Here is a 14,101-nt window from a genome sequence, read left to right as displayed (position 1 = left end):
AGCTCCGAAAACGCGGTCTACCTGGCCACCATCATGCTCTTGCTCCACCGCACTACAACCTCCACATGAAAGGGACTTCTCAGACACCCTCTAGGATGTTGACCGTGACGACCGCCGTGTACGCCGACCAGTTCCTTCGGAGTGCACTCAGGTCGTCGGATGGAAACCTCCGGAAGATCATCCACCCGGGCGGAGACCTTTTCGGAGCCGAGTTCCGCCCCGACGTTGAGCGTGCGGTGATCACCGATCTGGTTAGCCGCGGGCTAGTGTCACCCGTGAGCGCGGCAGTTGCTCAGTGGGTACCGCCGGTACGGCTCACTCCCGCCGGGCTCGCAGAAGCGCGCCGGCTGGAAGATGCCGCAACCTCCAAGACCGCCCGCACGCAACACCTCCACAACACGCTTCCGAGATGGATCTACGACAACACGCGGTCCGGCGGCTGGGCAAAGCTGAATCGTTTCCGGCGTAGCGCCGGATGGTGGTTCTGCGGCGAGGAGATGACTCAGGATGAGGTCGACGACGCCGTGCGATACCTGCAGGGTAAGGGCCTGATCGACCGCACCGTGACTCTGAACGCCGGGGTTCGCCTGACCGCCCTCGGCATCGACTTCGCCATGTCCGACCCCAGTACGACGTTGAGGAACTTCATGGACGCCGAGAAGACCACCAGCATCCAGACCGGCGATATCAACGTCGGCCCCGGCGGAGTGATCGGCATAGGCCGCGACTTCACACAGACGGTCACGACCACCGCTACGGCCGCCACCATCGAGGCCGCCGACCTGATGGAGGTCGTGCAGATCGTGCGCGCCAACATCGGCCTGCTGGGTCTTCCTGCGGAGCGGCAGGAAGACCTGCTCCAGGAGGTCGAGGTGTTCGAACAGCAGGCCCAAGGTGAGCCCGACCAAGGGCTGGTGCGGACGGCTGGCGGTCGGATGCTGGAGTGGCTCAGCTCGCCGGCGGCGGGGCCGGCTCGGCAGATGGTGTATGCGTTCGTCGCGCAGAAACTGGGACTGCCGATGCCAGCAATCCCCGCATCCTGACCTCACGGGGGCCGATTGGTCTTGGCCGTCTCGCATGACCTCGACACCACCTACGAGGGCTGGGACGACGAACACGCCGAGCAGCACCAGGAAGCAAGCCGCGAGCACTTCGCCCGGCTCGTACGCGAAACCGCCGCACGACGCCGAGATCGGCTCGTCTGAGCGGTTAGAGGTGACTTGAGCACTCGGCTCGGGCGGGCTGGGTCCGGTAGATTCTGCGGGCAGCTGATCGGCACACGAAGCGGCCTCGTGCCGCACGTTTGACACGGGGGCAGTGGGTGCGGAGCGGACACGTGCGGGACCGGCGCCGGGAAGCTTTGCTGGAGTGCTGGCGGGCGATCGAGCTGTTCAGCCCGCCGAGCATCCCGGCGCTGCCGCGTCGTCGCCGCGCCGCGCAATCTGGGCGCGCGGACGAGTACGTCGTCGATGTGACCCCGCAACCGGGCCAGCCGATCCTGCCTCTGCCATGGGATCCGGACCATCCGGCGACCGCTAAGCGCCGGGCCCCCTACGGGAAGATGTGGCGCCACGAGGTCTACGGGGGTGTCTTCGAGCTGGAATTGCTGCGCCAGGCCGTGATCTCGGTGCTGCCCGAGGGAACCGACCCCGACCCCGGGGTCCCGCAGGCGGAGCTGGTGCTGTCGGGGCAGAGCGCGATGTTCGCGCTGGTCCTGGACGATGAGGGCCGGCCGATCGAGGACACGTCGGTGGTCTCCGCGTGCGCGTGGGCCACAGGACGGCTCTTCGATCCCGGGCCGACCGTACAAGGGTGGCTGGACGGCTTCGAGGAGCTGAACGACGCCTTCGGCGCCGCGATCGACAAGCTGGCTGCCACACCCGTCTCCTACCACCACAACCCGGGGGTGGGACCAGAATCCCGGCAGCCGCTCCACCCGTCGGCTCCGGCGGATGCCGCGTCGGCGGCGCGGACCTCCGGCTGGCAGCAGTTGCTCGCCGAGATCCTGGGCGGTGCCGCCGTCGGCGCGGTCGGGGCTCTGTTTGGTGAGGTCACCTCCGCCGCGCTGCAGGGCGCGGCAGAGCCACTGATTAGGCGTGCCGCCGACTGGGCGGCTGCCCGCCGTCCGGTCCCGGAGCGCGCGGAGGACGGCGGCCGGGCCGACACCGGGCCCCCGCCTGCCGCAGCGCCTGCGGCACCGCAGGAGGCTCCGCAGTCGGAAGCCGGCGAAGCCGGCCCTCGGCCAGTGGGCCTCGCCGACCTGGTGGCGCTGACCGCGCAGATCGCGGACCTGTGCGGGGTGGGGGCGCACCTGCGGCCGCAGGTGATCCGCGTGCGCAGCCGGCTGGTTCACCGTCCGCGTGATCCGCGGACGAAGGTCGCCGCCGCCGCGCCGTTCCTGAACAGCCTTCTTCCGCCCGACCTGGCCCAGGTGCGCGCGGCGGCCGGCGAGGGGGTCGGGCCTGCGCTGGACGCCTACCTGACCGAGCGGGGTTCGGTGGACGTCGGCGCGCGCACCGATCTGCGGCAGGCGCGCGAGGCCGTCCTGGCCGGGGTTGCCCCGGCGCTGGTGCCGGCCGGGCGGTGGCCCTCACCAGCGCGCTTCCCGCTCGCTTTGAGCCAGCAGTTCGCGGTGGACCGCATGCTCGCCGACCGCACCGGCACCAAGGGCGGGATGTTCTCGGTGAACGGCCCGCCGGGTACCGGCAAGACCACGATGCTGCGCGACCTGGTGGCCGCCCTGGTGGTCGAGCGGGCGGCTGTACTGGCCTCCTTCGACCGGCCGGGGCAGGCGTTCACCGGCCGGGCGTGGCAGGGCCTGGACCGCCAGGGCAGGCACCGGCGCTACGTCGCCCGGCTGGACCCGCGGCTGACCGGGTTCGAGATCGTGGTCACCTCCTCCAACAACGGCGCGGTGGAGAACATCACCGCCGAACTGCCGGGCCTGGACGCGCTCGGCGAGCACTGGCGGGGCGGCCCCGACCACTTCTCCGATCTCGCCTCTGCGCTCCTCGGCGGCGCTCCGGCCTGGGGCCTGGTGGCGGCCGTGCTCGGCAACAAGACCAACCGCAAGGAGTTCAGCGAGCGGTTCTGGTGGGGCCGCCTGCCGGAAAAGGAGACCGACGCCCGCACCGCCGACGGCCTGCCGCCGCTGCGCGGCATGAAGGCGATCCTCAGCGATTGGATCCCGCCGAACGCCCCGGCCCGCGGACGCCGCCCGGCCCCGGATGCCGCCACCGCCCCGCCTGCCGCCACGGCCCAGCCCGTACCGTCGTGGCGCGAGGCGGTAGCCGCGTTCCGCGCGGCCAAGGCCGAGGTCGAGCGGCTGCGCGAGCGGCGCATCCGGCTGGCCGCCACGCTGAAGGCCGTTGAGTCCCCACAGGCCGGGCGGCGAATCACGGATCTGGAAGCCGAGGTCGCGCTGGCCGACGAGCGGGTGGCCGCGTGCGTGACCCGCCTGGCGGCGGCCAACACCGCCGTCGCCGCCGCCCATGCCGCCACCGCGATAGCCGAAGCCCTGCACCGCGCGGCCGGCGAGCGGGTGCCCGCGGCCCGTCAGGAGCTGGCGTCCGCCCGCGCGTTGCTGTCCGGTGCGCGGGAACGGGCCGCGCACCACCGCGAGTACGTGGACGCGCTCACCTCCCGCTACGACGCGCCCCCGACCGTCGAACGCGGCGTGCGCGGCGGACTGCGCCGGCTGCTGCAGAGCACCGCCGACCGACAGGCGGCCGAGCAGCAGCGCGAACACACCCAGGCCGAGATCATGCACCTACTCGTCCAGCAGCGCCGCGCCCTCGACAACGCAGTGGAGCAGGTCGCCGACGCCGTCCGGGCCGAGGCCCTGGCCGCCGACCAACACGCCGACGCCGACAGCGTGGTCGCCAGCGCCGCCGACGCCCTCTCCACCGCGCGGACCCACGAGCAGGCCGCCATCGCCCAGGAGAACTCGGCCCTCGCCGACCTCTCGGGCGCCCGCACCGCCGCCGCGGCGGCCCGGCGCGACCTGGACTCCGCCGTCGCCGATCTCGACGCCCGCCACCGCCGGCTGCGGGACGCCGCGACGACGCTGCCCTCCCTGCCGCTCGGCTGGCTCCACCTCGACGAGCGCGACCAGGAACTCGGCTCGCCGTGGTCCGACGAAGCCTGGTCCACCGCCCGCAGCGACCTGTTCCTGCGCGCCCTCGACCTGCACCGCGCGCTCGTCGCCGGAGCCGCGAAGAAGGTCCACGGCAACCTCCAGGTCCTCATGGAGCTGATGACGAACACCAACGGGCCGATCCCCGACGAGGAGGTCGAACGCGCCTGGCATACCCTCTTCCTCCTGGTCCCGGTCGTCTCCACCACCTTCTCCTCCATCGGCAGCATGTTTGCCCGCCTCGGCCGGGGCACCATCGGCTGGGTCCTGGTCGACGAAGCCGGCCAGACCACCCCGCAGGCCGCCGTCGGCGCCCTGTGGCGTGCCCGCCGTGCCGTGCTCGTCGGCGACCCGCTCCAACTCGAACCGGTCGTCACCATGCCCACCGCCCTCCAGCGCCGACTGCTGCGCGCCTACGGCGTCGACGAGCAGTGGCTGCCCTCCGCCACCTCCGCGCAGGCCGTCGCCGACCGGACCAACCGCTACGGCACCTACCTGCCCGCCCCCGAGGGCGACGACGAGTTCGTCTGGGTCGGCTCACCCCTGCGCGTCCACCGCCGGTGCGAGGAACCGATGTTCACCATCAGCAACGAGGTCGCGTACGGCGGCCTGATGGTCTACGGCACCGAGCCCAAGCCCTTCCCCGACGAGGAACGGGACGGCCTGCTGCCCAGCCGCTGGCTCAACACCGACAACCCCAACCGCGCGCCCGACGCCCCCTGGGGCGAGCGCGACCGCCGCGCCTTCGAGTACGTCCTCGACCGCCTCGACCAGCACGGCGTCGACCTCACCCGGCTGCGGATCATCGCCCCCTTTCGCGCCCTCGTCGCCGAGTGCAAGAAGATCTGCGGCGACCGCCCCGGCTGGACCTTCGAGGTCCTCGACGAACGCTGCGCCACCGTCCACCGGGCCCAGGGCAAGGAGGCCGATGTCGTCATCCTCGTCCTCGGCGGCGGCCGGCCCGGTGCCCGCGACTGGGCCGCCCGCACCCCGCACCTGCTCAACGTCGCCGCCAGCCGCGCCAAGCGCCGCCTGTACGTCATCGGCGAGCGCAGCCTGTGGGCGCCGCTCCCCCACTTCGACGTCCTCGCCACCGAGGTCGAGGAGTTCGACCACATCCGCGACCGCGACGCATGGCGTCCGGGTGGGGAGCCGCCTGCTGCCGAGGATGGCTAGGCGGAGAGGTCCGCGGCGCGGTCCTCCCCTGTCGGCTGTCCTGGCAGTTGGATCACGAGGCCCTCTGGGTCGCTGCCGAAGAATTCGCGGTACTTGTCCACCGTGCCGATCGTGTTGATGATCTTCTTCACCCAGGCGTCGGTGTAGACGAACTAGTCGAACGCCTCGTTGTAAACGCAGTATCGGGCGTCCGTGGCGTGCGGCTTCGGATCGCTCTTGGGCGGCCGGACCTTGAGCTGCTGCCACATCGCCGTGTGGTGATGGAGCTTGAACTCGAACGGCACCTGGTCGTTGACGAGCCTGGTGATGTCAGCCGGCCGGTGCAGTTCCTTGTCCGCGACCTCCACGTGCTTGTCGCGGGTGACCACGATTCCGCGGCGGCCCGCCTCGGTCATGGTCTGCCGCTGGTCCTCAGTGAGCTCGTCGAGATTCACGAAGGTGATCGCCAGGTCGGCGTCGGTCTTGCGGCCCACGATCGGTACGAGGCGGATCCGGTAGTCGTAACGCAGGTCGTCCCGCACGTCGTCGCCGATCGCCGCCTCGAACCGGGCGACCAGGTCGCGGGTTCGCTGAGGAAGCCTCGCGGCGGCAGCCCGCTGTTCCTCCCGGCCGGCCGCGGTGAGCTGCTGGAGGGAGACCGGGAAGCGCAGGCGGTCGGCGAGGCTGTAGGTCTTCCCGAAGTGGTCGACCATCTCGTGCTCGTAGTTGAAGACAAGCGCCTGCGCCTTGCCGCCGGTGATCACCTTGAGGCCGTGCTCGTATCGGTGCTCGACCTTGTTGCGCAGCTGGACGAACAGCTCGGCGTTCAGCCGCACGGGATCAGCCTGGTCCGGGTACCGGCGCTTCAGGCACTCTTCCAACGGCCACGCCTTGGGCTCGCCGTCAACCAGCTCGTACCGCCCGGTCTGCCTGTTCCGGTAGTGGTAGTCGACGCCGTCCTTGTGGAACTCCGCGTGCAGCAGGTAGTGCCAGGCCTTGTGCATGTGGGTCAGGAAGTCGCCGTAGTTCCCGGTCGAGGCGTTCCACTCGTCGACCGCCTTGAGCGCGTGACGCTGGGACTCCATCACCATGTGGTGCCACCGGGGTTTTGCCATGACGCCTCCTGCCGTTCAGTGACAAGGATCACACTGCTGGCCCGGCCCGGGCAATCAATATTCCCAATATCCGACTTACGCCCCATCGGTGCGCTTGTCGGGTCAGTTCCCGGGCGCCGGGAACCGCTCCCCGTCCCTGGCCGCGTGCAGCGCGGGCAGCAGGCCCTCGGGGGACACCCCGAGCTCCCGGTAGGTGAGGACCGACCTTCGCGCAGCCACGTCAGCCGGGCGGCCGGGTGGTCGGCCCCGACGTCGTCGGACGCCGCGTCGCCGGCACCGGCCTCGACGTAGTCGGCGAGATCCGACCGGCCCAGCTGCGTCACGACGTTGCGCAGGCACAAGGCGCCGGCCACCGAGTCGCCTCGGTCACCCGATCCGTACGGCCCGAAGGGCTCCACCTCGCCTGGCCGCCGGGCGCCCAGCAGTGGGCCGGCTCCCTTATGCAGGAACTCGCCTGCCGGCACCCCGCGGCCTCCGCGCACTCGTGGTCGTCGGCCGATTCTCGCACCCGCGCCGTCTCGGCGGTGATCACTGTGCGTAGATGATCCTGGGCCCCAGCCAGGCCCCTGACCCGGCCTGCGAGTGCGCCCAGGAGGCAACGCCGGGGCCCCCGACGGGAGGTCACGAAATCGGCTGACGCCTTGACAGATTCAAGGATGGTCGTTCAACTGCCCGAAAACATGGCCGGATTGCGTTACGGGTGCCGGAAAATCATTGGTCGCGATTCAGCATCGGTCACCTTGGGTAGTCAATTCCCGGGCCGGAAACGCCCACCGAGAGGCCCTCCGGTCCCCGGATGCGACCGCCCTGGGACCACTTGGCCCCCAACAGTATACGAACAACTGCTTGTTGAATCTGATGCGACATCATGGAAAAGGCCGCTGACCTGGGCGTTAACCCGGCCAACGGCCTTTCCGACTCACGTCGGGACGACAGGATTTGAACCTGCGACCCCTTGACCCCCAGTCAAGTGCGCTACCAAGCTGCGCCACGTCCCGTGGTCTCGGTGCCTTCGGCGGGGCCTGGGGGGCTCTGCTGTGGGGCTTCTCGACCTTGTCGCCGTTGTCCCGGCGACGTGGAAAACAATACAGCACGTCGGGGGGTGCTCGCTGCCAGGTATGGCGGTGGTGTCAGGGGGTCGGGTGGCGGGCGTCGTAGCGGAGGAAGGCGGGGCGGCGGGCGGCGAGCAGGGCGATGGCGGCGACGCAGGCCAGGCCGCCGCTGATGACGGAGGTGGCGGGGTTGCTGAGGGAGGCGACGGTGCCGGACTCGAAGTCGCCGAGGCGGGGGCCGCCGGCGACGACCACGATGAAGATGCCCTGGAGGCGGCCGCGCATCTCGTCGGGGGCCGCGACCTGCATCATCGTGTTGCGGAAGATCATGCTGACGGTGTCGGCGCAGCCGGCCACGGCGAGCAGGAGGAGGCCGAGCCAGAGGTTGTGGACCAGGCCGAAGGCGGCGATGGCGAGGCCCCAGGCGGCGACGGCGGCGAGGACGGCCACGCCCTGGCGGTTGACCCGGCCGACCCAGCCGGAGAACAGGGCGCCGGTCAGGGCGCCCACCGCGGGGGCGGCGACCAGCAGGCCGACGGTGCGGGCGTCGCCGGCGTAGAAGGTGACCGCGATGGCGGGGAAGAGGGCTCGCGGCATACCGAAGATCATCGCGGCCAGGTCGGCCAGGAAGCTGGTGCGCAGGTTCGGCTGCTCCCGCAGGAAGCGCAGGCCGTCGAGGACGGAGGCGCGGCCGCGGCGGTCGCCGAGCGGGCGCATGGCGGGCAGGCGCCACATCGCGTACAGGGTGGCGGCGAAGGCCACGGTGTCGACCAGGTAGGCGGCCTGGGTGCCCCAGGCGCCGATGAGGACGCCGCCGAGCATGGGGCCGACGGTGAGGCCGAGGTTCATGCTGACGGTGTTCAGGGCGTTGGCGGCGGGGAGTTGGTGGCTCGGGACGAGGCGGGGGATCATCGCCGACCGGGCGGGCGAGCTCAGCGCGAAAAAGCCCGCCTGGACGGCGACGGCGGCGTAGAGCACGGCGACGAGGCGGAGCCCGGCGAAGGCCTGGGCGGCGAGGACGGCGGAGACCGCGGCGAGGCCGGCCGAGCCGATCAGACCGAGCTTGCGCCGGTCCACGGTGTCGGCGATCGCGCCGCCGTAGAGGCCGAAGGCGACCAGCGGGAAGAGGGAGAAAAGCCCGACCAGGCCGGTGGCGAAGCTGGAGCCGGTCATGTCGTAGACCTGGACGGAGACGGCCACGGCGGTCATCTGCTGGCCGATCGACGAGACCGCCTGCCCGAACCAGACCCGCCGGTAGTCGACGTTGTCGCGCAGCGGGCTGAGGTCGGCGAAGGCCTTGCGGTACCAGCGCGCGAACGAGGCGGGGAGCTCTGCCGACGCTGCGGGAGGTTCGACGGACGCGGCGGGGGGCTTCACGGCCGGGGCCGGGGAGGGACCACCCTCGGGGCCCCCAGGGGGCACGGCCGGCCCCGGGGGCGCCGCGGGAACCGGGGACACGACAGGTACCCGGGGCACGACAGGTGCCGGGGGCGCGGAGGCGGCCGCGGGCGGCGCGGCATCCGAATTGGCAGGATGATTGGTCGACACAGCCCCCCATATTCGACCTCCGCCCGCGCGCCCAGCCCACCGGGGTCCTGGCCGAGCGGCCGCGGCCCCCCTGGGCTGGGCGGCCTCACCGGCCGACCGGCCGCACCCCCGGTGAGCCGCGGCAGCGACGGCGGTGGCGGCGGCTACCGGGTCAGGACCTGCTTCTCGCCCGCCTCGACCACGAAGTCCAGCCGGTTGCCCGGCGGCGGGAAGGGGCAGATGAAGTGGTCGGCGAAGGCGCACGGCGGCAGGTAGGCGCGGTTGAAGTCCAGCACCGTACGGCCGTCCGCGTCGGGCTCGGGAAGACTGATGAAGCGGAAGCGGTAGGTGTCCGCGCCGCTGCTCGCGTCCGCGATGACCCCGCTGAGCCCGCGGCCCGCGCTGCCGACCGTCAGGGTGCGGTGCTCGCCCGCCACGGTGAAGGAGATCCGGCCGGTGAGGGTCAGCGGGCGGTCCTTGCCGTCCGCGTTGGGGACGAGGACGGCCCGGGCCTCGCCCTCGAAGGGGGTGTAGAGCGCCGGCACGGCCCATTCCGGCGAGTAGGGGTACGCGGAGATGCCGGCGAAGGAGTGCCGCCCGGGCGAGGCCGGGTCGAAGACCCGCAGGGCGAGTTCACCCTCGCGCTCGATCGGGACGAGCAGCACGTCCCCGGCCGAGGCGGTGTCCGCGGCCGGGTCGGTGTCCGGGCTGAGCAGCACCTCGCCGTCGACCGGGGCGGACGCGCCCGCGACGGTGATGCCGTCGGACGCCGTCGCCCGGAGCCGGACGCCCTCCGCGTCGGCCCACCAGCGGCCGGGCACGCCGGGTATCCCGGCGGGGTCCGGCTCCAGCCAGTGCGTGCCGGTGAGCGCCAGTTGGCCGTGGCGGGCGCTCACCGCCGCAGCGCGGCCCTCGCTCCAGTGCTTCCAGTCCTCCGCGGCTGTCGCCGTCATCGGTGTGCCCTCCCAGTCGGTCCGGGCCCGCCGGACTGTCCGCCGGGCACCGGGGCCCGGCGGACAGTCCGGCACCGCCCGTGCGGTGTCCGTCATCACGTCAACGCCGATCACCGGGGTGGATCATTCCCGGCAGGTCCGACGGGACGGACGGCGGGCCTCACCCGGGCGCCGAGGGGCGGGTCAGCCCTTCAGCGGCCGGAAGAGCCCCTCCTGCACCACGGACACGACCAGCTGCCCGTGGCGGTCGAAGATCTGCCCGCGCGCGAGACCGCGGGCGCCGTGGGCTATCGGGGACTCCTGCTGGTAGAGCAGCCAGTCGTCGGCCCGGAACGGTCTGTGGAACCACATCGCGTGGTCGAGCGAGGCCATGTCGAAGTGGCGCGTGCCCCAGAGCGGCTCGACGGGGGCGCGGACGGCGTCGAGCAGCGTCATGTCGCTCGCGTAGGTGAGCGCGCAGACGTGGATCAGCGGGTTGTCGGGCAGGGCGCCGTTGGTGCGCAGCCAGACACCGCTGCGGGCCTCGACGCCGGCCAGCTCCTCCTTGGTCCAGCGCAGCCGGTCGACGTAGCGGATGTCGAAGGGCTGGCGGCGGCTGATGAACGGGGGCAGCTCGCCGAGCCGGGAGCCGACCTCCTCCAGCGCGCTCGGCAGGTCCTCGGGGGCGGCGACGGCGGGCATCGGGTACTGGTGCTCGATGCTGCCCTCCTCGGGGACGTGGAAGTCGGCGGTGAGGGCGAAGATCGAGCGGCCGCCCTGGATGGCGAGCACCCGGCGGGTGGTGAAGGAGCGGCCGTCCCGGATCCGGTCCACCTGGTAGACGATGGGCACGCCGGGCACGCCGGGGCGCAGGAAGTAGGCGTGCAGCGAATGGACGGGGCGGTCGCCGTCCACCGTGCGCCCCGCCGCCACCAGCGCCTGGCCCGCGACCTGGCCGCCGAACGTCCGCTGCAGCGCCTCCTCCGGGCTGCGCCCGCGGAAGATGTTCAGTTCGATCTGCTCAAGGTCCAGCAGCTCGACGAGTTCGTCGACAGGGGTACCCATGCGTGCGCTTCCTCTCCGGGTGGCCGGCCCGGACGGAGATGCCCGCCCGGCTGCCGACGCCCGTTCTATCGAATTCTCCCGCCCAGTCGAATCCTTCAGCGAGCCAGGGCATTCCCCTCGACCCCGCACCCCTCCACCGATTCACTCGAACGAGGGCCCATCGCTTCGAACATGCCGACGTAGGAGCTCCGCCCGGACACCGCGAGCACCGCAGACGGGGCACCGCGAGCGCCGCAACCGGGCACCGCCGGCACCGCAAAGGGGCACCGCCAGCGCCGCAACCGGGCACCGCCAGCGCCGCAAAGGGACACCGCCAGCGCGCAAACGGACACCGCGAGCACCGCCGGGACGCCGAAGGCTCCGCGCACGGACGCCGACAGCGCCGCCGTCACAGACCCGACTGGCGGACGGTGATGTTGAGCCGGCCGGTCAGCCCGAGCGCCGGATCCGCCGTGCCGGGCAGCGTGCGCACCACCCCGTGGTACGCGAAGCGAGCCGGTCCGCCGAACACCAGCAGGTCACCGCTGCGCAGTTCCAGGTCGGTCCACGGCCGGGTGCGGGTGCGGGTGTTGCCGAGCCGGAAGAGGCAGGTGTCGCCGAGGGAGAGCGAGACCACGGGCGCGTCCGTGCGCTCGTCGCGGTCCTGGTGCAGCCCCATCTTCGCGCCGTGCGGGTAGTGGTTGACGATCGCGATGTCCGGTTCGTACCCGGCGGCGCCCGCGATCGCGTCGACGGCCTCGCCGTACGCCGCGTCGACCGCGCCGCGGGCGAGCCTGGCGAGCTCCGGTGGGAACGCCTTGACCGGTGCGCCGTCGGCCGCGACGCGACGGTAGCCGTAGGGGTACCAGTCCCAGCCCAGGGCGACCATGCGGACCGACATCATGCCGCCGGTCGGCATCCGGACGGCGTGCATCCCCGCCGGCGGCCGGGCCCACTCCCGGCACGCGGCGACCAGGCGGAGCTGGGCTTCGGCGTCGAGCCAGCCGGGGACGAGCACCGCGCCGGGCGCCGGTTCGGACCGCTCGGGCACGGAAGCCCCGTCAGCGCCCGACCCGGCACCGGACCCGAGCACGCGCCCGGACCCGAGGTCACGACCGGCACCGGACCCCGGGACGCGACCGGCACCCGACCCGGGGTCGCGACCGGAACCCGTACCGAACAGTTCGCCCTGGATCACGCCACCATCCTCCCGCACCCGCCGGGCGGCCGGCAGGGGAGCGGGCGCAGGACCCGATCAGTCGCGGTCGGACCCTCCACCGATCATCCCGATCTCCCGGGCACAGGCCGGCCACGCCTCCCACCCCTGCAGATGGAGGATCTCCTCGGCCACGGTGGTCTGCTGGCGTCGGCTCGCCCGGTCGGGGCGGTCGGCGAAACGCAGACCGCCCGCCTCCTCCCAGGTCGGCGGCCAGATCTGCAGGCCGCCGAAGTAGCCGTTGCCGGTGGCGGCCCGCCAGTCGCCGCCGCTCTCGCACTCGGCGAGCTCGTCCCAGATCATGTCCGCCACCGTCGAAGCGGCCCGAGCCCGGCCGGCCGGGAGCGGCACCACGGCCGGCAGGAGCACGAGGGCCAGCGCGACGGCGAGGACGAGGGCGACGAGGGCGCCGGCAGCCGAGGACCGAACCGGGTGACCGGTCGGTACGAAGGATTCACGGCTGATCCTATGAACGCTGAGAAGGCACAGCAGCCGACCCTAAGCGCACCTCTCCCCGGCCCGTCCCGACGCGCCGGACACGCCGACGGCCGCTCCCCCGCACAGCGGAGAAGCGGCCGTTCGAACAGCATGTCCGGAGTACGGCGGCCACCTGGAACAGGCGGCCCGACCGAACCGGCGGCCCTGATCGCACCGAAGGGCACGACGGACCGGAGGGCACGACGGACGGGCGGGATCCTCATGGACCCGAGAGGTCCGTCGGACCCGAGAAGTCGGCCGACCCCGAGGGATCACGCGGTCCCCCGGGGATCAGACGGTCCCCGAAAGGTCAGACGGTCAGGGTCTGGCCCGGGAAGATCAGGTCGGGGTTGCCGCCGATGACCTTGGCGTTGGCGTTGTACAGCTCGTGCCAGTCGGTGCCCTGGGCAGCGGCGATGGTGCTGAGGGTGTCACCGGCCTTCACGGTGTAGCTGCCACCGGTGACCGGCTTGGCGTCGTTCGAGGCCGGAGCGGCGGGCTTCGCGGGCTTGGCCGGCTTCTCGGCCTTCCAGGAGGCGGCGGCGTCCGAGGACTTCGGCGCGGCCTTGGGGGCCTCGGCAGCCTTGGGCGCGGCCTTGGGGGCCTCGACGGTCTTCGGCGCGGCCTTGGGGGCCTCGGCGGCCTTCGGCGCAGCGGTGGCGGCCGGGGCGGCCGGCTTCGCGGCGACGGAGGTGTCGACGGCGGCCGGGGTGCCGCCCTTGGTCAGACCGGCCTTGACGGAGCAGACGGGCCAGGCGCCCGGGCCCTGCGAGGCGAGCACCTTCTCGGCGACGGAGATCTGCTGCGCCTTGGTGGCCAGGTTGGCCTGCGCGGCGTAGGCGGTGCCACCGAAGGCGGCCCAGGTGCTGGAGGTGAACTGCAGGCCGCCGTAGAAGCCGTTGCCGGTGTTGATGGCCCAGTTGCCGCCGCTCTCGCACTGGGCAACCGCGTCCCAGGTCGAGACGGAGGCGGCGGAGGCCGAGTTGGCCGTGACGAGGCCGGCCACCGGCAGGGCCGCGACAGCGGCACCCGCGACAACAGCCATCCGAACGCGGTTGCGCTTGGTGACGGTGGAGGTGGTGACAGCGGCGGTCTCGTTACGGAAGGTCATGAGGTTCCTCTCGACAGCCCCGGGCGGGCAGGCGGAACCAGACCCTCGAAGGAGTCGAATCGCTCGCCGCGTCCATCGGGCGGCCGGGCACGTGTCGGACGTGCCGCGCCGCCCCGGCCACCCACCACGCACCGGCGACCAGATCGAGCGGTCGCATCGGTGGGCACGGCCCGCGCCGGGGTGAGCCGGTGGGCTGTGCGTCGGAGGTGAACCCGGGTGGTGCTCGTTGCACCGCCAATGAAGCTACGAGTCAGGTCGCCACGGAACCAAACACCCGACGGTCTGCCCAGCTCAGCAAGGCGTTACCGGCGGTAATGACCATGCAAGCATGTCCAGA

General features: G+C 72.2%; 11 protein-coding genes and 1 tRNA gene. 3 read left to right on the top strand and 9 right to left on the bottom strand.

Translation table 11 applies throughout. The annotated features are described in order from the left end of the window. Positions 1-104: 104 nt before the first annotated feature. The 3 genes from ACZ34W_RS33935 (at position 105) to ACZ34W_RS33925 (ending at position 5,311) form a co-directional block, all read left to right on the top strand. Positions 105-1,043 carry a hypothetical protein gene (locus ACZ34W_RS33935; protein WP_465609676.1) on the top strand — a complete coding sequence of 313 codons (939 nt, stop codon included), beginning with the start codon at positions 105-107 and terminating at the stop codon, positions 1,041-1,043. A 21-nt stretch (positions 1,044-1,064) separates the two neighbouring features. Continuing rightward, on the top strand, positions 1,065-1,205 hold the full coding sequence (locus tag ACZ34W_RS33930; RefSeq protein ID WP_465609674.1) for a hypothetical protein: 141 nt from the start codon (positions 1,065-1,067) through the stop codon (positions 1,203-1,205). 356 nt (positions 1,206-1,561) lie between these two features. Next, positions 1,562-5,311, top strand: a complete 3,750-nt coding sequence (locus ACZ34W_RS33925; RefSeq protein WP_465609672.1) for a DEAD/DEAH box helicase — start codon at positions 1,562-1,564, stop codon at positions 5,309-5,311. Here the strand turns inward: ACZ34W_RS33925 and ACZ34W_RS33920 are convergent. The 9 genes from ACZ34W_RS33920 to ACZ34W_RS33880 all read right to left on the bottom strand — a co-directional run bounded on the left by ACZ34W_RS33920 (position 5,308) and on the right by ACZ34W_RS33880 (position 13,764). Next, the gene (locus ACZ34W_RS33920; protein WP_465609670.1) at positions 5,308-5,442 is read right to left on the bottom strand and encodes a hypothetical protein; all 135 of its coding nucleotides are present in this window, start codon (positions 5,440-5,442) and stop codon (positions 5,308-5,310) included. The genes ACZ34W_RS33925 and ACZ34W_RS33920 overlap by 4 nt on opposite strands. A gap of 21 nt (positions 5,443-5,463) precedes the next feature. Next, positions 5,464-6,405, bottom strand: coding sequence for a DUF3644 domain-containing protein (locus ACZ34W_RS33915; RefSeq protein WP_465609668.1), 942 nt, complete (start codon positions 6,403-6,405; stop codon positions 5,464-5,466). Between the two features lie 924 nt (positions 6,406-7,329). Beyond that, positions 7,330-7,403, bottom strand: a tRNA-Pro gene (locus ACZ34W_RS33910). A 132-nt stretch (positions 7,404-7,535) separates the two neighbouring features. After that, positions 7,536-8,834, bottom strand: a complete 1,299-nt coding sequence (locus ACZ34W_RS33905; protein ID WP_465609666.1) for an MFS transporter — start codon at positions 8,832-8,834, stop codon at positions 7,536-7,538. Positions 8,835-9,148: 314 nt separating this feature from the next. Then, on the bottom strand, positions 9,149-9,937 hold the full coding sequence (locus ACZ34W_RS33900) for a DUF1684 domain-containing protein (protein WP_465609664.1): 789 nt from the start codon (positions 9,935-9,937) through the stop codon (positions 9,149-9,151). 183 nt (positions 9,938-10,120) lie between these two features. Continuing rightward, positions 10,121-10,981 (bottom strand): acyl-CoA thioesterase, encoded by an 861-nt coding sequence (locus ACZ34W_RS33895; RefSeq protein WP_329490186.1) that lies wholly within the window; start codon positions 10,979-10,981, stop codon positions 10,121-10,123. A 388-nt stretch (positions 10,982-11,369) separates the two neighbouring features. After that, complete coding sequence (locus ACZ34W_RS33890) at positions 11,370-12,011, bottom strand: alpha-ketoglutarate-dependent dioxygenase AlkB family protein (RefSeq protein WP_329490185.1); 642 nt, start codon at positions 12,009-12,011, stop codon at positions 11,370-11,372. 204 nt (positions 12,012-12,215) lie between these two features. Continuing rightward, a complete protein-coding gene (locus ACZ34W_RS33885) occupies positions 12,216-12,479 on the bottom strand; it encodes a transglycosylase family protein (RefSeq protein ID WP_465609661.1) in 264 nt (87 codons plus the stop codon). A 484-nt stretch (positions 12,480-12,963) separates the two neighbouring features. Then, the gene (locus tag ACZ34W_RS33880; RefSeq protein ID WP_465609659.1) at positions 12,964-13,764 is read right to left on the bottom strand and encodes a transglycosylase family protein; all 801 of its coding nucleotides are present in this window, start codon (positions 13,762-13,764) and stop codon (positions 12,964-12,966) included. Between the last annotated feature and the right edge of the window lie 337 nt (positions 13,765-14,101).

The organism is Kitasatospora sp. NPDC022856, from assembly GCF_055561235.1.
The sequence above is the reverse complement of the archived record's forward strand: the minus strand, read 5'-3'. Positions and strand labels throughout refer to the sequence as shown.